General features: G+C 65.2%; 21 protein-coding genes. 13 read left to right on the top strand and 8 right to left on the bottom strand.

Annotated elements, in window-relative coordinates; genetic code table 11:
• Positions 1-52 precede the first annotated feature (52 nt).
• The 8 genes from SJI03_RS16190 to SJI03_RS16155 all read right to left on the bottom strand — a co-directional run bounded on the left by SJI03_RS16190 (position 53) and on the right by SJI03_RS16155 (position 6,633).
• Positions 53-511 (bottom strand): agglutinin biogenesis protein MshP, encoded by a 459-nt coding sequence (locus SJI03_RS16190; protein ID WP_322427877.1) that lies wholly within the window; start codon positions 509-511, stop codon positions 53-55.
• The gene (locus SJI03_RS16185) at positions 508-1,395 is read right to left on the bottom strand and encodes a prepilin-type N-terminal cleavage/methylation domain-containing protein (protein WP_322427876.1); all 888 of its coding nucleotides are present in this window, start codon (positions 1,393-1,395) and stop codon (positions 508-510) included. Before SJI03_RS16185 ends, SJI03_RS16190 begins: the two co-directional genes overlap by 4 nt.
• On the bottom strand, positions 1,392-1,949 hold the full coding sequence (locus SJI03_RS16180) for a type II secretion system protein (RefSeq protein WP_322427875.1): 558 nt from the start codon (positions 1,947-1,949) through the stop codon (positions 1,392-1,394). The genes SJI03_RS16185 and SJI03_RS16180 overlap by 4 nt, the downstream gene beginning before the upstream one ends.
• Complete coding sequence (locus SJI03_RS16175; protein ID WP_322427928.1) at positions 1,939-2,532, bottom strand: type II secretion system protein; 594 nt, start codon at positions 2,530-2,532, stop codon at positions 1,939-1,941. The genes SJI03_RS16180 and SJI03_RS16175 overlap by 11 nt, the downstream gene beginning before the upstream one ends.
• 105 nt (positions 2,533-2,637) lie before the next feature.
• Positions 2,638-3,108, bottom strand: a complete 471-nt coding sequence (locus SJI03_RS16170; protein ID WP_281431297.1) for a type II secretion system protein — start codon at positions 3,106-3,108, stop codon at positions 2,638-2,640.
• 78 nt (positions 3,109-3,186) lie between these two features.
• Positions 3,187-3,693, bottom strand: a complete 507-nt coding sequence (locus SJI03_RS16165) for a type II secretion system protein (RefSeq protein WP_099377529.1) — start codon at positions 3,691-3,693, stop codon at positions 3,187-3,189.
• The gene (locus SJI03_RS16160; protein WP_322427874.1) at positions 3,693-4,928 is read right to left on the bottom strand and encodes a type II secretion system F family protein; all 1,236 of its coding nucleotides are present in this window, start codon (positions 4,926-4,928) and stop codon (positions 3,693-3,695) included. The genes SJI03_RS16165 and SJI03_RS16160 overlap by 1 nt, the downstream gene beginning before the upstream one ends.
• Before the next feature lies 1 nt (position 4,929).
• Complete coding sequence (locus tag SJI03_RS16155; RefSeq protein ID WP_099377531.1) at positions 4,930-6,633, bottom strand: GspE/PulE family protein; 1,704 nt, start codon at positions 6,631-6,633, stop codon at positions 4,930-4,932.
• Positions 6,634-6,841: 208 nt separating this feature from the next.
• Between SJI03_RS16155 and SJI03_RS16150 the strand changes: the two genes are divergently transcribed.
• The 13 genes from SJI03_RS16150 (at position 6,842) to SJI03_RS16090 (ending at position 21,041) form a co-directional block, all read left to right on the top strand.
• Positions 6,842-7,570 carry an ABC transporter ATP-binding protein gene (locus SJI03_RS16150; RefSeq protein ID WP_322427873.1) on the top strand — a complete coding sequence of 243 codons (729 nt, stop codon included), beginning with the start codon at positions 6,842-6,844 and terminating at the stop codon, positions 7,568-7,570.
• A complete protein-coding gene (locus SJI03_RS16145; protein WP_322427872.1) occupies positions 7,567-9,051 on the top strand; it encodes an ExeA family protein in 1,485 nt (494 codons plus the stop codon). Before SJI03_RS16150 ends, SJI03_RS16145 begins: the two co-directional genes overlap by 4 nt.
• A 107-nt stretch (positions 9,052-9,158) precedes the next feature.
• Positions 9,159-11,117, top strand: coding sequence for a secretin N-terminal domain-containing protein (locus SJI03_RS16140; RefSeq protein WP_322427871.1), 1,959 nt, complete (start codon positions 9,159-9,161; stop codon positions 11,115-11,117).
• Positions 11,114-12,541, top strand: a complete 1,428-nt coding sequence (locus tag SJI03_RS16135; RefSeq protein WP_322427870.1) for a tetratricopeptide repeat protein — start codon at positions 11,114-11,116, stop codon at positions 12,539-12,541. Before SJI03_RS16140 ends, SJI03_RS16135 begins: the two co-directional genes overlap by 4 nt.
• Positions 12,542-12,548: 7 nt before the next feature.
• Complete coding sequence (locus SJI03_RS16130) at positions 12,549-14,252, top strand: GspE/PulE family protein (protein ID WP_322427869.1); 1,704 nt, start codon at positions 12,549-12,551, stop codon at positions 14,250-14,252.
• The gene (locus tag SJI03_RS16125; protein WP_322427868.1) at positions 14,252-15,457 is read left to right on the top strand and encodes a type II secretion system F family protein; all 1,206 of its coding nucleotides are present in this window, start codon (positions 14,252-14,254) and stop codon (positions 15,455-15,457) included. Before SJI03_RS16130 ends, SJI03_RS16125 begins: the two co-directional genes overlap by 1 nt.
• Before the next feature lie 7 nt (positions 15,458-15,464).
• Complete coding sequence (locus SJI03_RS16120; protein WP_322427867.1) at positions 15,465-17,030, top strand: hypothetical protein; 1,566 nt, start codon at positions 15,465-15,467, stop codon at positions 17,028-17,030.
• A complete protein-coding gene (locus SJI03_RS16115) occupies positions 17,027-17,698 on the top strand; it encodes a hypothetical protein (RefSeq protein ID WP_322427866.1) in 672 nt (223 codons plus the stop codon). Before SJI03_RS16120 ends, SJI03_RS16115 begins: the two co-directional genes overlap by 4 nt.
• Entirely contained in the window at positions 17,695-18,108 is a 414-nt protein-coding gene (locus SJI03_RS16110) for a hypothetical protein (protein WP_322427865.1), read from the top strand. Before SJI03_RS16115 ends, SJI03_RS16110 begins: the two co-directional genes overlap by 4 nt.
• A complete protein-coding gene (locus SJI03_RS16105) occupies positions 18,105-18,839 on the top strand; it encodes a hypothetical protein (RefSeq protein WP_322427864.1) in 735 nt (244 codons plus the stop codon). Before SJI03_RS16110 ends, SJI03_RS16105 begins: the two co-directional genes overlap by 4 nt.
• Positions 18,836-19,546, top strand: a complete 711-nt coding sequence (locus SJI03_RS16100) for a type II secretion system protein (RefSeq protein WP_322427863.1) — start codon at positions 18,836-18,838, stop codon at positions 19,544-19,546. The genes SJI03_RS16105 and SJI03_RS16100 overlap by 4 nt, the downstream gene beginning before the upstream one ends.
• Positions 19,546-20,319, top strand: coding sequence for an ABC transporter permease subunit (locus tag SJI03_RS16095; protein WP_322427862.1), 774 nt, complete (start codon positions 19,546-19,548; stop codon positions 20,317-20,319). Before SJI03_RS16100 ends, SJI03_RS16095 begins: the two co-directional genes overlap by 1 nt.
• A complete protein-coding gene (locus SJI03_RS16090; RefSeq protein WP_322427861.1) occupies positions 20,319-21,041 on the top strand; it encodes a hypothetical protein in 723 nt (240 codons plus the stop codon). Before SJI03_RS16095 ends, SJI03_RS16090 begins: the two co-directional genes overlap by 1 nt.
• The last annotated feature ends 33 nt before the right edge of the window (positions 21,042-21,074 follow it).

The following is a 21,074-nucleotide window of genomic DNA, read 5'->3' as shown; positions in this document are numbered from 1 at the left end:
CTTTATTGTGTAAAAACAATAAATTAGCGATCTTTTTTTCATGCAGTTGACCTTACTGCGACAGCACGGCTTGCAAACGGCGCTGGACGTAATCGGCGTTATTGCCCGCGTTCGGACAGCGCGGCTCGACCGAGGCCGGCTGATTGCACGCCGTGGCCGTGATGGTCCAGCTGGTCAAGGTAGCGGGCGCCGTGGCCGAGCTGCATTGCACGGTGACGCTGAACGCCGATAGTGTCGTGCCCGCCGGCAAGCTGAACGTGGTACCGCCGATGCATGCCGCGCCGGTGGTCAGGCCCGCTCTGATCTGTTTCTGCAAACCCCATTCGAGGCCGGCGCGGGCAGCCTGCTCGGCGCGCACGCCCTGCACGTCCATCGCCGATTCCGTCTGCTGGAAGGTGGAGATATTCACCATCACGGCCGCCAGCGCGGCCAGCACCACCAGCAGGAAAATGGCCGTGACGAGGCTGAAACCGCGCATGCGGCCCGTGTGTTGGCGCAGCATGCGCGTCATGGCGTATTCCTCGCCTGCACCTGTTGCACCAGGCGCAGCACGCCCGTATTGCTGTTCGCCGCACCCAGGCTCAGGCTGATATTCACCAGGCCCCGCTGCACATTGGCCAGCACGGCATAGCTGAAGGCGCACCCTGTCACCTGGCGCGCCAGCAGTGCGCCATTCTTCAAGTCCGCCGCAACCGGCTGGGTGGCCTGGATGGCATAGCCGGCGTAACGGGTCAGGGTGCCGGTCGCCAGATCGCACGCATAGGTGACGGGCGTCGACACCACCTGGAAGCGGTTCGATGGCGACGGCAGCGGCGCCGGCGCCGTCGTGAAAGGATAGCTGCCGAGCGTGACGACGCCGCCGGACACGCCCGTCACGGCCGCGCGGTTGCAGCCATTCGCCGCGCTGCAGGCATAGGCATTGTTCGGCGCGTACTCCGCGCCCAGGTTGTAGACGACGATCTGGTCGCCCACGCTGATCGCCTGGCGCGCGCCCAGCGCATTGACGGGCATGGCGCCGACGACGGTAAAGTTCAGTGGAAGGCTGGGGTCGGGAGGGGTCTCAAAGCTCAGCACATTGCCCGGCGCGGCCGCATCGCTATCGCTCAGGTAGCGCCCGCCCGTCTTGGTCAGCAACAATTCCAGGAACAGGCCGTCGTTCGACACGCGCACGCTGTTGGGCAGTGCCAGGCGCACGTCGCGCGTCAGGCGGCGCGCCGCCGTATCGGCTGTGTCGGCCAGCGCGGCGCGCGCCGCGACGTCCATATAGCCTTGCACGGGCACCCGGATGAAGACGGCGACCATGGTGCCGATGATGCCCGTGATGACGATCACGATGACCATCTCGACGAGAGTAAAACCGCGCGGGCGGCGTCTGGCGTTGAGGATTGTTTTCATGGAATGCTGTTCGGCGCATAGCGCACGCGATAGCCGTCGAGCACGATCTGCTGGTCGGCATACGGCACCGTCACCTGGATACGCAGGCTTTCCGTGGCAGGCAAGCCGTTCAGGGCTGCCTGGGTGATCACCACAGAGGCAACGTATTCCTGGGGGGAACCTGCAGCCCAGACTGCGCCCTGCGCATCCGTCTTGTAATTCGTGGCCGTGCCATACGCGCTCACGTAATCGTTGACGTTGTCGAAGGGCCGCGTCACGCCGCCCCCCTCTTGTCCGGCCACTTCCGGGATGGCGCAGCCGGCCGGGCTGGTGGCCGTTTGCGCGGCAGGGTCTTGCGGATCGCAATAGGTAAACCGCGCCAGCTGGATTTCTTCCAGCATGCCTTCGGCAATCGCCAGCGCCTGCTTGCGCAGCTGCGGGTCGGCACTGTGCCTTGTCGTCATGCTCATCACGCCGAGGATGGCGGCCGAGGCCAGGCCGACGATGACGATGAACAGCACCAGTTCGATCAGGGTCACGCCGCGTTCACGCCGGCGATGCTGGCTAATGGACATAGCCGGTCTCCCCTTCAACCGTGACGGTGCGCGTCAGGCCGTCGCCCTGGATGCTGATTTGCAGCCGCGCCGGGAAGGTCGATGCGTCAGGAAACACATTGGCCAGCACATATGGCTGGCCCAGCGCGTCGAAATAAAAGCTCGGCGTAGCCTTCGCGTCGGTGGACAGGGTGACGCTGGCCGGACGGCCTTCGCACAGCCAGTTGGTCGCCGTGCAATACTTCACCGTGTCTTTGCTGCCGCTGTTGCTGCCCGTCGGCGGCACCACCTTCTGCTCATCGCTGCAGCCGGCATCGAAGCACAGGGCCACCTTGTTGGCATCGATGCTGACAAACACGGCACGGTTTTGCGCCACCGCAAGCTTTTGCCCGTAGCGCACGATATTCGTCACCTGGTCGGCAAAACTGCGCGCGTCAAACGTGTCGCGCTGGAAAAACCGGTTGACGGCAAAGGTCGCCAGCAAACCCGCCAGCACCAGAACGGCCACCAGTTCGATCAAGGTGAAGCCGCGCGCAGCCGTACGCCGCAGGGGGCGTGGCGGCCCTGCTTGGCGATGCGGAAAGACTGTCGGTGGCTGCTGCAATGGATGGCCCGTAAAAAAGCCCAACGGGCTGGCGCCTGGGGTTGGGCTGGTGGTGCGCAAGGAAGGCCGGGCGTGGCCGGACTTTCCTTGCAGAGTGCTCAGATATTAATTGCAGGTCGTGGTGCTTGCTTCGACCGTAATCTTCGGCGCGTCACCTGCCTTGGTCGGAGCAACGTACGTTACCGTGCATGTCGCGCGGGTTGCATCGGGCTTCACGACACCACCTGCGAACTTGTAGTCTGGGTCGGTCAGGCCAGCCGCATCGATGATGGTATCAGCAGTCGGATAGCCATAAATACCTGCGATATCCTTACCTTCCATCTTCGCGCTGGTAACACCTGAAGCATCGGCAACCGCGCCGCCGACCAGCCACTGGGCATGATACAGGGCCGCGCCCGCCTTGACGGCGCCAGCGGCCGCCTGCATCTTGGCCACGCGCGCATCGGTCGACATGTCGATAAATTTAGGAATCGCCGTCGCGGCCAGGATGCCGAGGATGACGATGACGACGATCAGTTCGATCAGAGTGAAACCTGCCTGGGCGCCGCTTTTCATACTACGTAAAGACTTGTTCATTCTTGCTTTCTCCAAAATCAAATAAAAAATTCAAAACCAACGCCATGAAACTGTCGCTGCACCGGACCAGGAAGCGCGTCAGTTTGCTGCCGGGTCCGGCGATTTCCACACCACGATATCGGGTTCCTGGGCGAGCTTGTCAAGATCGGCGTCCGCACGTGGCAAGGTTACCTTAAATTTCACTGAATCAACCCTTTTACTGGGAAAAATATTGCCATTACTAAACAAATAGATGATTTTTTGTTCTTTTTTATCGTACAACCAATTCCCTGCAGGTAACTTTTCAAGCTCCGGCTGCGCGAACTCGCCCAGGTAGTTGGCCGGCTTGTCGGCCAGCCAGTCGAACGGGTTTTGCCGCGCCAGCGCCGGCAACTGCTCGCGCCGGTCCGCCAGGTACAGGTGCAGCACCTGCACCCGCAAGCTGGTGCGCAGGACGCCCAGCATCTGCGCCGCGGCCACCTGCTGCGCCTGCTGCTGATAGTAGCTGACCCTGTTCAAGAATACGGCCATCAGGATGGCGAACACGCCCGCCACCACCGCCAGCTCGAACAGGGTGAAACCGCGCTGGCGGAACGGTTTGGCCATCAGTGCAGGGCCGCCCGACCCAGGTCCCAGATTGGCAGGAAGATGCCCAGCGCCAGCACCAGCACCATGGCGCCGAGGAAGACGATCAAAATCGGCTCGATCTGCGCCGACAGGGTTTTCAGCTCGTAATCGACTTCGCGCTCGTACATGTCGGCGATCTCGTCCATCAGATCGTCGAGCGAACCCGATTCCTCGCCCACGGCGATCATCTGCAGCACCACGGGCGTAAACACGTTGGCCGCCACCGAGGTGCGCAAGATGCTTTCGCCCCGCTCGACGCCGTCGCGCATCTGTTCCACGCGCGCGCTCAAATACGTGTTGTCCACCGTTTGCGACACCACCGTCAGCGCCTGCACGATGGGCACGCCGCTCGTGCTTGACAGGGCAAAGCTGCGCGCAAAACGGGCCATCGTGCCCTTCAGGATGATCTTGCCGGCGATCGGCAGGCGCAGCTTGGCGCGATCCCACTTATATAAACCCTGTTTCGTGCGCAGCCAGGCACGCCAACCGAAAAAGCCGCCCGCGCCCAACAGCAGCAGGATGGGCCAGTACGCCACCGTAAAGCGCGAGGTACCGATCAGGATGCGCGTCATCAAGGGCAGTTCAGCATGGAAACTGGCAAAGACCTTTTCGAACTGGGGAATGACGAAGATATTCACCACCACCATGGCGGCCAGCATGGCGAAGACGACGAAGGTCGGGTAGCGCGTCGCCGTTTTCACGCGCGCGCGCATGTCGCGGTCGAATTCCAGGTGGTCGAACAGGCGCAAAAACACTTCATCGAGGCGCCCCGTCATTTCGCCCACGCGCACCATCGACAGGTAGAACGGCGTGAAGATGGCGGGATGGCGCGCCATGGCGGCCGACAGTTCGCGGCCCGCGTCGAGCGACTCGCGCACATCCTTGATGATGCGCCCGAACGCGGGGCTGATGGCGGACTCCTGCAAGCCGGCCAGGCCGCGCATGATGGGCACGCCCGCCTTGAGCAGGGTGTACAGCTGGCGGCTGAACAACTGCACGTCCATGGGCGTGACTTTTTTCTCGGTCAGCCTGGCCCACCAGCCCAGCTGGTTGGAACCGGCCTTCGTCACCGTCTGTTTCGTGGCGCTGATGTCGACGGGCGTGCTGCCGCCCGCCATCAACTGGTCGGCCACGGCGCCGCTGTCGGCACCTTCCATCACGCCGGTCAGCAGTTCGCCGCTGGCGCTGCGCGCCTTGTAGGAGAAAAACGGCACCTCAATCCTCGCTTTGGTTGCTGATGCGCATCGCTTCCATCACCGTCGTTCGGCCCTGGACCACCAGCTGCACGGCGTGGCGGCGCAGGGTTTCGCCCGCCATCTGCGCCGTCGCCACCTTCATGAAGTGCGATGGATCGGCATGGTTGGCGGCGTCGGCCACGGCGCGCGTGATTTCCAGCAATTCGTACACGCCCGTGCGGCCCCGGTAACCCATGCCGTTGCAATGCGAGCAACCCTTGCCGTGGAAATACTGGTTGCGCTCGACCAGCTCGCCCAGTTCCAGGCGCAGCCATTCGTATTCGTTCGGCGTCGGCGCGTACGGCGTGCTGCAGCTTTCGCAGATCACGCGCACCAGGCGTTGCGCCAGCACGGCTTGCAGCGAGCTGCCCACCATGTAGCGGGGCACGCCCATGTCCATCAGGCGCAGCGGCGTGCTGATGGCGTCGTTCGTATGCAGGGTCGACAGCACCAGGTGACCGGTCATGGCGGCGCGCAGGCCGATTTGCGCCGTTTCCTGGTCGCGCATCTCGCCCACCAGCACGATGTCGGGATCTTGCCGCAGGGCCGAGCGCAGCACGCGGGCAAAGTTCAGCTCGATCTTGTCGTTCACTTGCACCTGGTTAATGCCGGGCAAGCGGTACTCGACGGGGTCTTCCACCGTGATGAGCTTTTTCTCCACGGAATTGAGTTCGGACAAGGCGCAATACAAGGTCGTCGTCTTGCCGCTACCGGTCGGCCCCGTCACCAGCACCAGGCCGTTCGGGCGGCTGACGATGGCGCGGAACTGCGCCACCAGCTTGGGCGGCATGCCGATGGCGTCCAGGCGCAAGGTCGTGCCGCCCTGGTTCAGCAAGCGCATCACCACCGATTCGCCGTACTGTGTCGGCATGGTCGAGATCCGCACGTCGATGCGCTGGTTTTTCACGCGGATGGCGAAGCGGCCATCCTGCGGCAAGCGCTTCTCGGAAATATCGAGGTCCGACATCAGTTTTAAACGCAGGGCCAGCGAACTGGCGATCTTGCTGTCCGCTTCCGTCTGCAAATGCAGCACGCCGTCGATACGGAAGCGGATCTGCAGCCGGCCTTCCTGCGGTTCGATGTGGATGTCCGAGGCGCGCACCTGCGTGGCATCCTCGAACACCGATTGCAGCAACTTGACGATGGGCGCCTCTTCCAGGCCTGGATTGACGGCCAGTGCGCCGAAGTCGACGGAGACATCGCCCAGGTCCTGCTCCAGCTCGCGCGTCAGCGTGGAAATATCTTCCGTGCGGCGGTAGATGCGGTCGATGGCGGCCAGCACTTCCGTTTCATTGACGACGGCCAGTTCGATCTGCCGCTTGACCAGGCGCGCAATTTCATCATATGCGAACAAGTCGGTCGGGTCGGACATGCCGACCAGCAAGCCCTCGCGACGGTCTTCCAGCACCAGCGCGCGGAAGCGCCGCGCCTGGGTTTCCGGCAGCAGCCGCACCAGTTCGGGATTGATGTTGAAAAACTTCAGGTTGATGTAGGGAATGTCGAGCTGGCGCGCCAGGGCGCCCGAAATCTGCTCTTCCGTGACGAAGCCGTGCTCGACGAAAACGCGGCCCAGCTTGCGTCCCGAACGCTTCTGTTCCGTCAAGGCCTGGCCCAACTGTTCTTCCGTCAGCAATTTCTGCTGCACCAAAATTTCACCGAGCCGGACTTTCTCTGGCCTTGCCATGCTTGCTCCTCGACAAATTCTTCAGACGATGCACGCCAGCGGCGCGCGGGGGTATTTTATTCCAGAACCTGTTGTTTCTTAAAGAAAATACATTCCATCGTTTGATTTTTACGCATTTCAACACTCTGCAAGGAAACACTTGCCGCCCGCTCGCGCCCGTGACAATAATGGCGGTCGTATCCCGTCTTGCCTGCCGACCCTTGTCCCTATGAACGCCTGCGCCATCGAGTTCCACAACGTGCATCTGCAGCTGGCGGGCAGCGCCGTGCTGCGCGGCGTCGACCTGCAGGTACGCGCGGGGGAGCTGTTCGGCCTGGTTGGCGTGAATGGCGCGGGCAAGACATCCTTGCTCAAATGCCTGCTGGACTTTTGCACGCCCGAGCGGGGCGAGATCGCCATCTTTGGCCAGCCGCACCGGCATGGCGCGGCGCGCCAGCCCCTGTCGTTTCTTCCGGAACGTTTCCAGGCGCCCTATTACCTGACGGGCGGCGACTTCCTGCGCTACCTGGCGCGCCTGCACAAGGTGCACCCCGATGCGCAGGCGCTGCAGCAATCCCTAGACGCGCTGGACCTGGCCCCGGACGCCCTGCTGCGCCCTGCGCGCGACTACTCGAAAGGCATGATGCAGAAACTGGGGCTGGCCGCCTGCTTGCTGTCGGGCAAGGAGCAACTGGTGCTCGATGAACCGATGAGCGGACTCGATCCGAAGGCGCGCGCGCAATTCAAGCAAGTGCTGCGGCAGGCGCGCGCGCAAGGCCGTGGCGCCCTGCTCACCTCGCATGCGCTGGCCGACGTGGAAGAATTGTGCGACCGCATGGCCATCCTGCATGCGGGCCGCATCGTCTTTACAGGCACGCCCGCCGAATGCCGCGCGCGTCATGGCGGCGCGACCGACGCCAGCCTGGAGCAGGCTTTCCTCAATTGCATTGCGGCATGAACGCCGACACGCACCTCGCCAGCCCCAGCCGTTACGCGCCCTCGCCGCACGGCATGTATCTGCGCCACTTCGGCTTGCGCACGGCGCCGTTCGGCATCACGCCGGACCCGGCTTTCTTTTATACGGGCAATACACGGGGCGAACTGCTCGCTGCGCTGTTGTATGCCGTCACCCAAGGCGAAGGCATCATCAAGCTGACGGGCGAAGTGGGCAGCGGCAAGACCATGCTGTGCCGCATGCTGGCCGAACGCCTGCCGCCTCAGGTCGACGTGCTGTATTTGCTCAATCCCCGGCTGGAACCGGACGAAGTGCTGCACGCCATCGCCGCCGAACTGGGCCTCGCGCTGGATGGCTGCCGCGCCGATGCCGTGCTGCGCGCCCTGCACGGCGAGCTGATCGCCCGGCATGCGGCGGGGCGCCAGGTGGTGCTGCTGGCCGAAGAAGCGCAAGCCATGCCGGGCGCCACCCTGGAAGCGCTGCGCCTGCTGACGAATTTGGAAACAGCCAGCCACAAGCTGCTGCAGATCGTGCTGTTTGGCCAGCCGGAATTGCAGCACACCCTGGACTTGCCCCAGTTCCGCCAATTGAAGGAACGCATCACCCACAGTTTTAATGTGCCGCGCCTGCCACGGGCCTTGCTGGACGACTATCTGGCATGCCGCCTGGCCGCCGCCGGCCGCACGGCGCCGCTCGTTTTTACGCCGGCCGCGCTGCGCCGGCTGGCACGCGCTGCGCAGGGCATCGTGCGCAGGATCAATATTCTGGCAGACAAGGCCTTGCTGGCCGCGTTTGCCGACGATGCGCAGGCAATCAACGCGCGCCATGTGCGCCTGGCCATTGCCGACAGCCCCTTTTACCGTCCGTCCTGGCATGCGGGCAAGCTGCTGGCAGGCGCCTTGAGCGCGCTGATGCTGTTGCTGGCCGCTGCGCTGCTGTGGCAATGGCTGACGGGCAGCCAGGGACAGACAGCGGCGACCGCCAGGACGGCCCCGCCGGCAAGCCAGGCATCGCAGGCACACGCCACCACGCCCGCCATTGCGCACCCAGGCGCGCTGCAGACAGCCGTTGCAGACGCACCGCTGCCAGCGCCATCCACGCTGCTCGACAGCAAGCTGGCCGAATCACGCGACTGGCTGGCAAAGCAAGGGCCGCAGCAACTGGTGCTGCAAATCGCCAGCCTGCCCGCCACCGAAACGGCTGCGGCGGAAACCTTCCTGCAGCAGGCGCAGCAAGCCACCGGCCTGCGCGACCTCCATGTGTTTCGCTTGCCTGGCGCCGCGCCCGCAAAGACGCCGGGCAATACCTCCGCCGCGCGCCTGCTCATCGTCTACGGCAGCTTTGCCGACCAGGCCAGCGCCGAAGCCGTGCGGGCCAGGCTGGCCCCGGCGTCGCCACGGAAAATATTGCTGAGCGACATAGATAGTATCCGTATGGAAATGAAAGCCATGATCGCGGCGAAAACGGGGCGTGGCGCCCCCTGACTTTATTTCGGCATATTGCCTCCCGGGCCTGCACAGCCGATTGCTTTTGAGCGATCATGCTGGGTAAAATTACAAAAGCACAACACGACTTCAAGGGCGAACTTTTCATGACTCAACACCCTATTCCTGTGCTGGCCTCCTGGGTCGCCCTCGCCTGCAGCACCATGCTGGCCGGCTGCGCCACGCATCAAACGCCGCTGTCGCCTGCCCACCTCAATGCCGCGCCCGTTCCCGCCGGCGTCATTCCCGAACCGGTGCAGCAAAGCAGCGCGCTGGCCGCGCCCCTGCCGGCGCCCAAAGTGGAAACCTACAGCGTCACCGTGCACAAGGTGCCCGTGCAATCGCTGCTGTTTGCGCTGGCGCGCGACGCGGGCATGAATATCGATATCCACCCGCAGATCGAAGGCAGTGTCACCCTGAATGCGCTGAACCAGACGCTGCCGCAACTGCTGGCGCGTATCGGCAAGCAAGTCGACATGCGCTACGAAATCGATGGCAAGAACCTGACGGTGCTGCCCGACGCACCCGTATGGCGCACCTACAAGGTCGATTACGTCAACATGGCACGCAGCACCAACAGCAGCGTGAATATCGCCACGCAAATTTCCACGGCGGGCGGCGGGTCGAACAACGCCAGCAACCCCGTTGGCAGCACACAAGGCAGCGGCGGTAACGGCAATAACAATTCGACCACCCTGGTCGTGAATCGTTCGGAAAATAATTTCTGGTACAGCCTGGAAAAGAATATCCGCGACCTGCTGCGCGAGACCACGCTCAACGATGTGCAGGTGGATCCGCTGGCGCAGCTGAACCAGCAATTGACGACCATGCCCAGCCAGCAGGGGCAGCAAGGGCAGCTACAGAACCAGGCTGGCAACTACCCTGCCGGCGGCGCAACGGGCCAGTACGGCGCCCAGCCGCCGATGCAGTATGGCAACCCGAACGGGAGTCAAAACATGCCGGGCCAGCAGGCGTCCAGCCAGAACGCGACTCCCGGCCAGCCGCTGGACGCGAACGGCATGCCGCTGCTGAAACTGGCCAACAAGGGCAGCCCCTCGTCCGTCGTCGTCAACGTCGAGGGTGGCTTGATCGCCGTGCGCGCCACGGGGCGCCAGCATGAAAAGATCGCCGAATTCCTCGACGCGGTGTTGCACAGCGCCAAGCGGCAAGTGCTGATCGAGGCGACCATCATCGAAGTGCGCCTGAGCAATGAATACCAGCAAGGCATCAACTGGTCGCGCCTGACGGGCAGCCTGCAATTGCGGCAAGGGCAAGTGGGTACGGCGGGCCTGTCCAGCGGCGTCACGCCGAACGCCACGCCCGGCATCTTCCTGCTCAATTATCTGAAAGACAGCTTTTCCACCACCATCCAGCTGCTCGAATCGTTTGGCAAGGTGAAAGTGCTGTCCAGCCCGAAGATCAGCGTGCTGAACAACCAGACGGCCATGCTGAAAGTGGTCGACAACAATGTCTTCTTTACCATCAAGGTGACGCCCGCCGTGATCAGCTCGACGGGCACCATCACCACGCCGGCCACGTATGAATCGAAACTGGAAACGGTGCCCGTCGGCTTCGTCATGAGCGTCACACCGCAGATTTCCGACAGCGATGAAGTCACCCTCAACGTGCGCCCCACCATCACGCGCATTGTTGGCTATGTGCAAGACCCGAATCCGGCCCTGGCCACGGCCAACGTGCAAAGCCGCGTGCCCGTGATCCAGGCGCGCGAGCTGGAATCGATCATGAAAGTGGGCAATGGCCAGATCGCCGTGATGGGCGGCCTGATGCAGGATTCCATCGACAATGCCCGCGACGGCGTGCCCGGCCTGTCCAGCCTGCCGTTGGTGGGCAATCTGTTTACCTACCGCAATGAAGCAAGCAGCAAGACGGAACTGGTGATCTTCATGCGCCCCGTGGTGGTCAAGGATGCCAGCGTCGAGGGTGATTACCGCGATTACCGCTACTTGCTGCCCGGCCAGGCGCCGCTCAACAGCCAGCCCTACACGGATGGCCCGCCAGCACCGCCTGTCCGGCCGCAGGCGCGCTTGCAGGGAGACTTCCCATGAGCTTGCTGATGCAGGCGCTCAAGAAAGCCGAGCGCGCCAAACAGAACAGCCTTTCCGACGAGGAACTGGAAAAGCCGTCCGAAGCCTACGACCAGGTGCTGGAACTGGCGCCGGCCGACGCCCTGCCGCCCCGTCCCGCGCCGGCCACGCCAGCGCCCGTGCAGCCGGCCAGCACCTTGCGCCTGGAACCGCTATCGGACGCGCCCGCGCCGCAGCCGGCGCAAAATGCTGCCCAGCCAGATCCACAGCAAGGCGCGCAGCCTGGCCCGCCTCCCGAACCGCCGCGCGCGCGCCCCGAACCGCCGCCAGCCCGGCCCCGCGCCAGCCGCAGCAATCCGCCGCCGAAAGGTCCCACTGGCCCCATCAGCGTCGACCCGGCCACCGTGCGCCTGGCCGTGCTGCTGGCAATCCTGCTGCTGGTGGCCGGCTCGATGGCGTACTGGTACTGGCGCGCCAGCACCAGTCCCGGCGCGGGCGCCAACCTGCCCGGCGTACCCATGCCGTTGACGGACGCCCCAGGGACGGCCGGCGTTGCCGGTCCCGTCGTGGTGCTGCCGGCCACGGGCGCCGCGCCGACGGACGCCATGACGCCCGCCGCGCTGCCGCCCGACTATCCGCGCGACGCGCGCCAGCCAGCGGCGGCAGCGGCGGCAGCGGATCAGCAAGCGATGATACAGGCGGCAGCCCAGGCCGCCGTGGCGGCCCAGCTGGCGCACATGGCGCCGCCCGCGCCACCGAGCCTGCCACCGCTGGCCGCGCCCGAGAATAGCCAGATCCAGGTGCAGCGCAGCGTCGCCGCACCGCAAATCAACCCCGGCGTGCAGCAAGCCTACCAGGCATTCAACGGGGGCCAGCTGGGCTTTGCTCGTCAGCAATATGAAACCGTGCTGCGACAGGATGCGAACAACCGCGACGCGCTGCTGGGGCTGGCGGCCGTGGCCCTGCGCGAAAATCAGGGTGCGCAGGCGGCGGCCCTGTACGTGCGTTTGCTGGAAATCAATCCCGACGATGGCGAAGCGCTGGCCGGCCTGATCGGCCTGCGCCAGGGCGATGTGGCGCAGAGCGAGGCAAAATTGAAAGCCATCCTGGCGCGCAGCCCCGACAGCGCCCCAGTGCTGTTTGCGCTGGGCAATGTGTACGCCAAGCAGCGCCGCTGGAACGAGGCACAGCAGCAATTTTTCCGCGCCTACGGCGCCGCGCCCGGCAATCCCGACTATGCCTTCAACCTGGCCGTGGGCCTGGACCGGCTGAACCAGCCCCGGCTGGCCGCCACGTATTACCAGCGCGCCCTGACCCTGGCGCAGACGACTCCCGCCGCCTTCGACCAGGCCGTCGTGCAAACGCGTTTGCGCGAACTGACGGCCCCCGCGCCGGTGGCAGCACCCGTGGCCGAGCCAGCCATCATCACCCCCCGTCAGGAATAAGCATCACATGGCAGAACAGGCAAAACTTCCCCTCGGAAAACTGCTGATCCAGAAAGGCGTGATCAGCGAAGACCAGCTGCGCATCGCCCTGATCGAGCAACGGCGCAGCAGCGAACCGCTGGGCAAGCTCTTGATCACCCTGGGTTTTGTGACGGAAGCCACCGTGCGCGAGGCGCTCAGCGAAAATCTGAAACAGGTCAGCGCGGATCTGTCGAGCCTGGTGGTCGACGCCATTGCATTAAAACTGATCCCGAAAGACGTGGCCAAGCGCTATCGCGTCTTCCCTATCGTCTATGAACGGCAGGCGGACAATCTGATCCTGGCCATGGCCGACACCAGCAACATCGTTGCGCTCGATCAAATCAGCGCCATGCTGGTCAAGGGCATCACGATTTCCACCGTGCTCGTCAATGAATCGGATATTTCGCGCGCCATCGACCAGTACTATGGTTTTGAACTGTCGATCGACGGCATCCTGCACGAAATCGAAACGGGCGAAGTCAGCTATCAAAGCATGGCCTCGCCGTCGGACGAGTACAGCCAGCCCATGGTGCGCCTGATCGATGCGCTGCTGGCCGATGCCGTGCAGAACGGCGCCTCGGACATCCATTTCGAGCCGGAACAGTCGTTCCTGCGCATCCGCTACCGCATCGACGGCATCCTGCGGCAAATCCGCAGCCTGCACAAATCGTACTGGCCAGCCATGGCCGTGCGCCTGAAGGTGATGTCGAACATGAATATCGCCGAGGCGCGCGCGCCGCAGGATGGGCGCATCAGCATCAAGTTTTCCGGGCGGCAAATCGACTTCCGCGCCTCGGCGCAGCCCACCACGCATGGCGAAAACGTCGTGCTGCGCGTGCTGGACCGGCAAAAAGGCATCGTCCCGCTCGACGCCCTGGGCCTGGCCGAAGCGGAACTGAACTTGTTGAAACTCATGATCGCGCGCCCCGACGGCGTGATCCTCGTGACGGGCCCGACGGGCAGCGGCAAGACCACCACCCTGTATTCGATACTCAACCATATCAATACGGAAAGCGTCAACATCATGACCCTGGAAGATCCGGTCGAGTATCCGATGAACATGATACGCCAGACTTCCGTCAACGAATCCGTCAAGCTGGGCTTTGCCGACGGCATCCGCTCGATGATGCGGCAAGACCCGGACATCATTTTAGTTGGCGAGATCCGCGACCGCGAAACGGCGGAAATGGCCTTTGCCGCCGCCATGACGGGGCACCAGGTGTATTCCACCCTGCATACGAGCTCGGCCATCGGTTCCGTGGCGCGCCTGCTCGACATCGGCATCTTGCCCGACATCATGGCCGGCAACATCATCGGCATCGTGGCGCAGCGCCTGGTGCGCCGTTTGTGTCCGCACTGCAAGGAAACAGTGATCGCCGATACCATCGAACGCCGCCTGCTGGGCCTGGTCCCGGACGAAGCGCCCGTGTCCATCTGCCGCGCCGTCGGCTGCGAGCGCTGCGCGCACCAGGGCTACAAAGGCCGCCTGGCGATCATGGAAATCCTCAAGATGACGGCCGAACTCGATGAATTGACGGCGCGCCGCGCCAGCAGCCGCGAATTGAAGAACGCGGCGCGCGCGGCCGGCTTCAAGGGCATCATCGACGACGGCATGCGCCGCGTGCTGGAAGGCGTCACCACCCTGGAAGAAGTGGGCCGAGTGGTCGACCTGACGGAAAGGCTGGCCTGATGGCGCAATATGTCTACCGCGCCATGGATGCCGCCGGCGCCCTGATTCCCGGCAGCATGGAGGCGGCCAACGTGCCCGACCTGGAAGCGCGTTTGCACCGCATGCAGCTCGACTTGATCGACTGCAAGATCACGGGCCAGTATCTGGTGCTGCTGGGCAAGCGCATCATCCACCGCCGCGACCTGATCAATTTCTGCTTTCACATGGAGCAATTGACGGGTGCGGGCGTGCCCATCCTGGAAGGCTTGAATGACTTGCGCGAAAGCACGGACCATCCGCGCCTGCGCGAAGTCGTCACGGACCTGATCGAAAGCATCGAGGGCGGCCTGCCCCTGTCCGGCGCGCTGGCCCAGCATGGCGACATCTTCGACGCCACGTTTACCAGCCTGATCCTGGCGGGAGAACAAAGCGGCAGGATCGCCGAGGTGTTCAAGAACCTGTCGGAAAGCCTGAAATGGCAGGACGAGCTGGCCTCGCAGACGCGCAAGATCATCATGTACCCCGTCGTCGTCGCCATCGTCGTGGCGGCCGTGACGTTTTTCCTGATGATTTATCTCGTGCCCCAGCTGACGGCCTTCATCCGCAACATGGGCGGCGAGCTGCCGCTGCACACGCGCGTGCTCATTGCCGTATCGAACGTGTTCATCGACTACTGGTATCTGCTGCTGGCTTTGCCCGTGCTGCTGTTTTTCGGCCTGCGCTCCCTGATCCGCCGCAACGAAGGCGCCCGCTATGCCTGGGATGGCTTGAAACTGCGGCTGTGGCTGGTCGGCCCCGTGCTGCACAAGATCATCCTGGCCCGCTTCGCCACGTTTTTTGCCCTGATGTATGCCTCCGGCATCACGATCCTCGAATGTATCCGCCTGTCCGAAGGCATCGCCGGCAACCAGGTGGTGGCGGCCGGCCTGCGCCGCGCCGCCCAGCTGATCAGCGAAGGCTACGGCGTCACTGCCGCCTTCCAGCACACGGGCATCTTCCCGCCGCTGGTGATCCGCATGCTGAAGGTGGGCGAGGCCACGGGTTCGCTGGACACGGCCTTGCGCAATGTCAGTTACTTTTACAACCGCGAAGTGAAGGAATTGATTGAAAAAGTGCAAGCCATGATCGAGCCGGCCATGACGGTCATCCTGGGCCTGCTGCTGGGCTGGATCATGCTGTCGGTGCTGGGGCCGATTTACGACACCATCAGCACAATCAAAACCTGAGGCCGCCGTGTTCCGCAAACAATTACTCTACCTCACCAGCGACGCCCTGTGCGCCTACGACTGGGACCACGGCGTGCTGGGCCCCGGTCAGTCCTTTCCCGCCAGCGCGGCCGGGCTGGACGGGTTCGCCGCGTGGCTGGAAGACCCGCAGCAGCAAAGGCTGGGCGTGCCCGCCTACCTGCTGACGGACTTGATCGAGGAAGATTTCCAGCATCAGCTCGTGCCCCACGTGCGCGGCAAGGCGGGCCGCGCCCTGCTCGAGCGGCGCAGGCAGCAGCTGCACCGCGATACGCCCTACCGGGGCAGCGCCATGCTGGGCCGCGAAAGCACGGGCCGCCACGACGACCAGGTGCTGTTTTTCGCCCTCACCAATCCCACCTTGCTGCAGCCGTGGACGGAGGCGCTCGAACACTTGCGCGTGCCCGTGGCCGGCATCTATTCGACCAGCCTGCTCAGTATCGCGCTGGTCAAAAAGCTGTCGATCGCGCACGAACACCTGCTGCTGGTGACGCAGCAATCGGGCGGCTTGCGGCAAAGTTACTATGAAAAGGGCCAGCTGCGCTTCTCGCGCCAGACGGCCACCATCGCACTCGACGGCGTGGCCGTGAATATCGCGCTGGAAACGGAAAAGACGCGGCAATTTCTCACCAGCACGCGCATGCTGGCGCGCGGCGACCTTCTGAATACTGTCATCCTGGCGCCGGCCGCGCAGATCGCCAAGCTTGAACTGCTGTGCGACAACGGCGTCGAAGTGGCGTACCACTTCATCGACCTGCAACTGGCCGGCGCACGGGTGGGCTTGCGCCAGACGCCGGCGCTGGCCGATGCATTGCTGCTGACCTTACTGGGCAAGCATCCGCCGGCCAGCCACTATCCGCCCGGCGCGCTGGCCCGCTACTACCACTTCCAGCGCGCGCGCAAGACGCTGTATGGCGCCAGCGCGCTGATCGGCGCGTCGGCCGCCCTGTGGTGCGTGATCAATCTGCTTGGCGGGATCGCCGACGGGGCCAGCACGCAGCGGCTGGCGCAGGAAACGGCGTCCTACCAGGAACGCTACCGCAGCGTCATGTCGACGCAGCCGCCGGCGCCGGCCAAGACGCAGAACATGAAAGTGGCCGTCACCCTGGGGCAGATGATCGCCAGCCAGGCGCCGGAGCCGGGCCGCCTGCTGGGCATGCTGAGCGCAGCGCTGGAGCAGGCGCCGCAAATCCAGCTGGGCCAGCTGCACTGGAACGCGGGACCGCCCCCTGCGCGCACGAGCGGCAGCCAGCAGGCGCCGCCGCAGACGGAAGGCGGTCGCCCGCTGGGCAGCAGCCTGGCCGGCATCCCTGTCGCGCCGCCGCAGGCGCTGCGCCTGGAAGCGGACGTGGCCATGCCGAACAATGACTACCGCACCGCGCTGGCCTCCATCACGGCCTTCGCGCAAACCCTGGCGCGCCAGCCGGGCATGCAGGTGACGCTCGAGGAAACGCCGCTCGACTTGCGTCCCAGCGTGGCCCTGTCCGGCAAGAGCGCCGCGCCGGCGCCGGACAGCCAGGCCCGCTTTACCCTCTTGCTGGAGTGGCAGCCATGAGCGGCCCCGTCAAGCAGCCTCCCCTGCCCGGCATGCAGCGGGCAAGCACGCCCATGCGCACCCTGCCCGCCTGGCTGGGCGAACTGCACCTGGTGCGCGGCGCCCTGCTGTGCTTTGCACTGACCTTGCTGGTCAGCATGGCGCTGCTCAGCTTGAGCGCCGCCTATCGCATGCGCGAAGCGCAACAGCTGTACCTGGCCCAGCATACGCGCGCGGCGGCGGCCACCCTGTTCAACCACGCGGAAGCGGAAAAGCAGGAAATCCGCGCCTACGAGCCGCAATTCCTGGCCCTGCGCCAGCGCGGCCTGATCGGCGAGGAAAACCGCCTGGCCTGGATCGACGCCATCCGCCGCAGCCAGGAACAGCGCAAGCTGCTGCCGATCAGCTATGACATCAGCCCGCAGCAAGGGCTGCGAGTGCCGTTGCCGATGGTGATGGGGCAATATCATCTGCGTGGCAGCCGCATGCGCCTGCAGATGGATTTGCTGCACGAGATGGATTTGCTGAACCTGTTTGACGACTTGCGCCAGGCCGGCTATTTCGCCGTGCAGGATTGCACGCTCAAGCGCCATGGCGCGGCCGGCGGCGAGGCGGCGCCCGCCCTGGGCGCCGAATGCGAGCTGCTGTGGCTGACCGTCAACAGCCTGGCCGTGCCGGAGCGGCCATGAAGCGCCCCCTGATCCTTGGCGCGCTGCTGGCCGGCGCCGCGCTCACGGCCCAGGCACAAGCACAGGCACAGCAGCTGGGGCGGTTGTTCCTGTCGCCCCAGCAGCGCGCCCAGCTCGACGCGCAGCGCTACGGGCCGCCGCCACCCGATCCGGTCATGGCCGCGCCACCGCCGCCACCGCCGCCCGCCCCGCCCGTGGAATTGAATGGCGTGGTGCAGCGCAGCAGCGGCCGCTCCACCGTCTGGCTGAACCAGGAAGCGCAGAACGAGCCGCACAACCGCCTTGCCCGTGACAAACCCGGCACCTTGACCCTGCGCCTGTCGAACGGCCAGGTGCTGCTGCTCAAACCTGGCCAGCGCTACGATCCGGCCAGCGGCACGGTGACCGAGGCGCAGGAGACGCCGCCATGACGCCACGGCCAGCTCATCGCCGAACCCGTCGCCAGCGCGGCGCCGCCCTGTTGCTGCTGGTGGCCGTGCTGGGCCTGGGCGCGGCCAGCCTGCTGATCAGCGCCTTTGGCCGCAACACGGGCGAGGCCGAACGCCAGCAGCGCACCCTGGCCACCCTGGCGCAGGCGCGCGAAGCCTTGCTGGGTTTTGCCGCCACGCAAGGCCGGCTGCCACGTCCGGCCGCCTCCGCTCTCGACGGGCGCGAACGGGCCGCCGACTGCGCCGACGATGCCGCATGCAGCGGCTTTTTGCCATGGGTGGCGCTGGGCGTGGACGGGGTGGATGCCTGGGGCAAGTTGCTGCGCTACAGCGTCACGCCGGAAATGGCGCGCGCGCCCATCGTCTCGTTTTCCGCCATCGCCAACAGAGTCGTGCTCGAGCGCGGCGCGCGCGGCGAATTCGTCTTCGTGGCGGGCCAGGAACAGTGCGACGTCAGCGTCCAGTGCCTGCCTGTCGTGCTGTTCTCGCAAGGCAAGGATCATTACGGCACGGCCGCCAGCGGCGTGATGCAGATCAATATGGCACGCGGCAATATCGACGAAGCAGCCAACGACCGCGCCAGCCGCAGTTTCATTGCCCGCCCCGCCACCGGCAATGCCGCACTGCCCGGTGGCGCCTTCGACGACATGCTGACCTGGATTACCTTGCCCACCCTGTACCAACGCATGCGCGCCGCGCGCAACCTGCCATGAGCACCCGCCATCCGCGCCGCCAGGGCGGCTTTTCCCTGATCGAGATCGCCATCGTGCTCGTCATCGTGGGCCTGATGATAGGCGGCCTGGTCACGCCCTTGACGGTGCAACTGGAACAGCGCAAGGTAGCCGAGACGCAACAAGCGCTGAACGAAGCGAAGGAAGCGCTGGCCGGTTACGCGCTGCGCTACGGCTACCTGCCCTGTCCCGCCATCTCCGCCGGCAATGGCCTGGAAGACCGGCGCGGCACGCGCTGCACGGGCGAAAAACGCGCCGGTTTCCTGCCCTGGGCCACCCTGGGACTACGCCAGGGCGACAGCTGGAACAATCTGTTCCGCTACAGCGTGACGCCGGCCTTCAGCGACAGCGGCCAGCTTTTCAGCCTGTCGACGCCGCGCGACATCAGCATCGTCACGCGCAATGGCGGCGCGCTGCTGCAGGCGACGGCCTTGAACGACATCCCCGCCGTGATCATGTCGCACGGCAAGAACGGTTTCAGCGCCACCAGCGTGCAGGGCCAGCGCCAGGCTGTGCCGTTCGGCAACAATGTCGACGAGCGCAACAATGCTTCGAACGCCACCACCGTCATCAGCCGCGCCGCCAGCGGCCCGCAGCAGGCGGGCGGCGAGTTCGACGACCTCGTCGCCTGGCTGTCGCCGAACATCCTGTTCAACCGCATGGTGGCCGCGCAAAGGCTGCCGCGCTGATGTCCATGCTCTCGCCCGCCGTCACCATCGCCCGCTACACGCTGCTCGAAGCGCTGCGCAGCCGGCTGCCGTGGCTGTTCCTGCTGGCCGCCTGCGCCGCCGCCGCCCTGGCAGGCTTCCTGCAGCAACTGGCGCTGACGGAAAGCGGCGCCGTGCAGGCGGCCCTGCTGGCAGCCACCTTGCGCCTGGCCGGCGTCTTCCTGCTGGCCACATTCATCATCACCAGCATGGCGCGCGAAGCGGCCGACCGGGGCCTGGAACTGCTGCTGGCGCTGCCGATGCCGCGCGCCGCCTACCTGCTGGGCAAACTGCTGGGATACGCAACGCTGGCAGCCGTGCCCGCCTTGCTGTTCGGCCTGTTGATGGCGCTGTTCGCCGCGCCCGCGCAAAGCGCGCTATGGGCGCTGTCGCTGCTGGGAGAATTGTGGATCGTCGCCGCCTTCAGCCTGCTGTGCGCGGCCAGCCTGCAACAAGCCCTGCCGGCGCTGGCCGCCACGGGCGGTTTCTACGTGCTGGCGCGCATGCTGGGCAGCCTGCAACTGCTGGCGCACGGCCCGCAGGCGGGTGATTCCTGGCCGCAACAGGCCACAGCCGGCGCCATCGACGTGCTGGCCCTGCTCCTGCCCCGCCTGGATGCATTTACGCGCACGGAATGGCTGCTGTATGCCACCGGCGACTGGCCGGCGCTGCTCGGTGTGGCGGCGCAAACCGGCATTTATGTGGCCTTGCTGGCCAGCTGCGCATTGTGCGACTTTTACCGCAGGAACATCTGATGGCCGCCGCGCAGCGCCCCTGGACCAGCGTGCCGCGCCCCCTGTGCTGGCTGCTGGCGGCATGCTTGCTGTTGCAGCTGGGCTGGCGTCTGGCGCAGCAGCACGCTCCCGCCCAGGCACGCCCCCTGCCCGCCGCGCCGCCGGCTGGCGTGGCGCGCCTGGCCAGCCTGGGCGAGCCGCTGGCCATGGCTAAGGCCATGCTGCTGTACCTGCAATCGTTCGAAGACCAGCCCGGCGTCAGCCTGCCGTGGCGCGAGCTCGACTATGATCGCCTGGCCGGCTGGCTGGAAACGGCGCAAACGCTCGATCCGCGCAGCCAGTATGCGCTGGTGGCCGCCAGTGTAGTGTACGCTGGCGTGGCCGACCCGCAACGCGCGCGCCGCATGCTGGCCTTTGTCGCCGCCAGCTTCGCAGCCGACCCGCAGCGGCGCTGGCCCGCCATGGCGCAGGCCGTGCTGGTGGCGAAGCACCAGTTGCACGACTTGCCGCTGGCGCTCGGCTACGCGCGCGCACTGCGCCGGCTGGCGACGGGACCGCACGTGCCGCCTTGGGTGCGCGAGATGGAAGCGTTCATCCTGGAAGACATGGACCAGCTCGACAGCGCCCGCCTGGTGATCGGCGGCCTGCTCGCCAGCGGCCAGATCAGCGATCCGCACGAGCTGGCTTTCCTCGCGCGACGGCTCGACGAACTTGCCAAGAAGAAAGCAAAGGCCGCCCCATGACCCGCTGCCTGAAATGCCATGCGCGCCCGGCAC

The sequence above is a fragment of the Janthinobacterium sp. GMG1 genome, assembly GCF_034427795.1.
Lineage (GTDB): Bacteria > Pseudomonadota > Gammaproteobacteria > Burkholderiales > Burkholderiaceae_D > Janthinobacterium.
The sequence above is the reverse complement of the archived record's forward strand: the minus strand, read 5'-3'. Positions and strand labels throughout refer to the sequence as shown.

What these genes read in the sequence shown, in the direction of transcription:
- SJI03_RS16110 (WP_322427865.1), top strand. Translation starts at nt 17,695, where the DNA reads ATGAAGCGCCCCCTGATCCTTGGCGCGCTGCTGGCCGGCGCCGCGCTC.
- SJI03_RS16115 (WP_322427866.1), top strand. Translation starts at nt 17,027, where the DNA reads ATGAGCGGCCCCGTCAAGCAGCCTCCCCTGCCCGGCATGCAGCGGGCA.
- SJI03_RS16190 (WP_322427877.1), bottom strand. Translation starts at nt 511, where the DNA reads ATGACGCGCATGCTGCGCCAACACACGGGCCGCATGCGCGGTTTCAGC.
- SJI03_RS16140 (WP_322427871.1), top strand. Translation starts at nt 9,159, where the DNA reads ATGACTCAACACCCTATTCCTGTGCTGGCCTCCTGGGTCGCCCTCGCC.
- SJI03_RS16090 (WP_322427861.1), top strand. Translation starts at nt 20,319, where the DNA reads ATGGCCGCCGCGCAGCGCCCCTGGACCAGCGTGCCGCGCCCCCTGTGC.
- SJI03_RS16165 (WP_099377529.1), bottom strand. Translation starts at nt 3,693, where the DNA reads ATGGCCAAACCGTTCCGCCAGCGCGGTTTCACCCTGTTCGAGCTGGCG.
- SJI03_RS16125 (WP_322427868.1), top strand. Translation starts at nt 14,252, where the DNA reads ATGGCGCAATATGTCTACCGCGCCATGGATGCCGCCGGCGCCCTGATT.
- SJI03_RS16155 (WP_099377531.1), bottom strand. Translation starts at nt 6,633, where the DNA reads ATGGCAAGGCCAGAGAAAGTCCGGCTCGGTGAAATTTTGGTGCAGCAG.
- SJI03_RS16130 (WP_322427869.1), top strand. Translation starts at nt 12,549, where the DNA reads ATGGCAGAACAGGCAAAACTTCCCCTCGGAAAACTGCTGATCCAGAAA.
- SJI03_RS16105 (WP_322427864.1), top strand. Translation starts at nt 18,105, where the DNA reads ATGACGCCACGGCCAGCTCATCGCCGAACCCGTCGCCAGCGCGGCGCC.
- SJI03_RS16095 (WP_322427862.1), top strand. Translation starts at nt 19,546, where the DNA reads ATGTCCATGCTCTCGCCCGCCGTCACCATCGCCCGCTACACGCTGCTC.
- SJI03_RS16150 (WP_322427873.1), top strand. Translation starts at nt 6,842, where the DNA reads ATGAACGCCTGCGCCATCGAGTTCCACAACGTGCATCTGCAGCTGGCG.
- SJI03_RS16170 (WP_281431297.1), bottom strand. Translation starts at nt 3,108, where the DNA reads ATGAACAAGTCTTTACGTAGTATGAAAAGCGGCGCCCAGGCAGGTTTC.
- SJI03_RS16145 (WP_322427872.1), top strand. Translation starts at nt 7,567, where the DNA reads ATGAACGCCGACACGCACCTCGCCAGCCCCAGCCGTTACGCGCCCTCG.
- SJI03_RS16180 (WP_322427875.1), bottom strand. Translation starts at nt 1,949, where the DNA reads ATGTCCATTAGCCAGCATCGCCGGCGTGAACGCGGCGTGACCCTGATC.
- SJI03_RS16185 (WP_322427876.1), bottom strand. Translation starts at nt 1,395, where the DNA reads ATGAAAACAATCCTCAACGCCAGACGCCGCCCGCGCGGTTTTACTCTC.
- SJI03_RS16135 (WP_322427870.1), top strand. Translation starts at nt 11,114, where the DNA reads ATGAGCTTGCTGATGCAGGCGCTCAAGAAAGCCGAGCGCGCCAAACAG.
- SJI03_RS16100 (WP_322427863.1), top strand. Translation starts at nt 18,836, where the DNA reads ATGAGCACCCGCCATCCGCGCCGCCAGGGCGGCTTTTCCCTGATCGAG.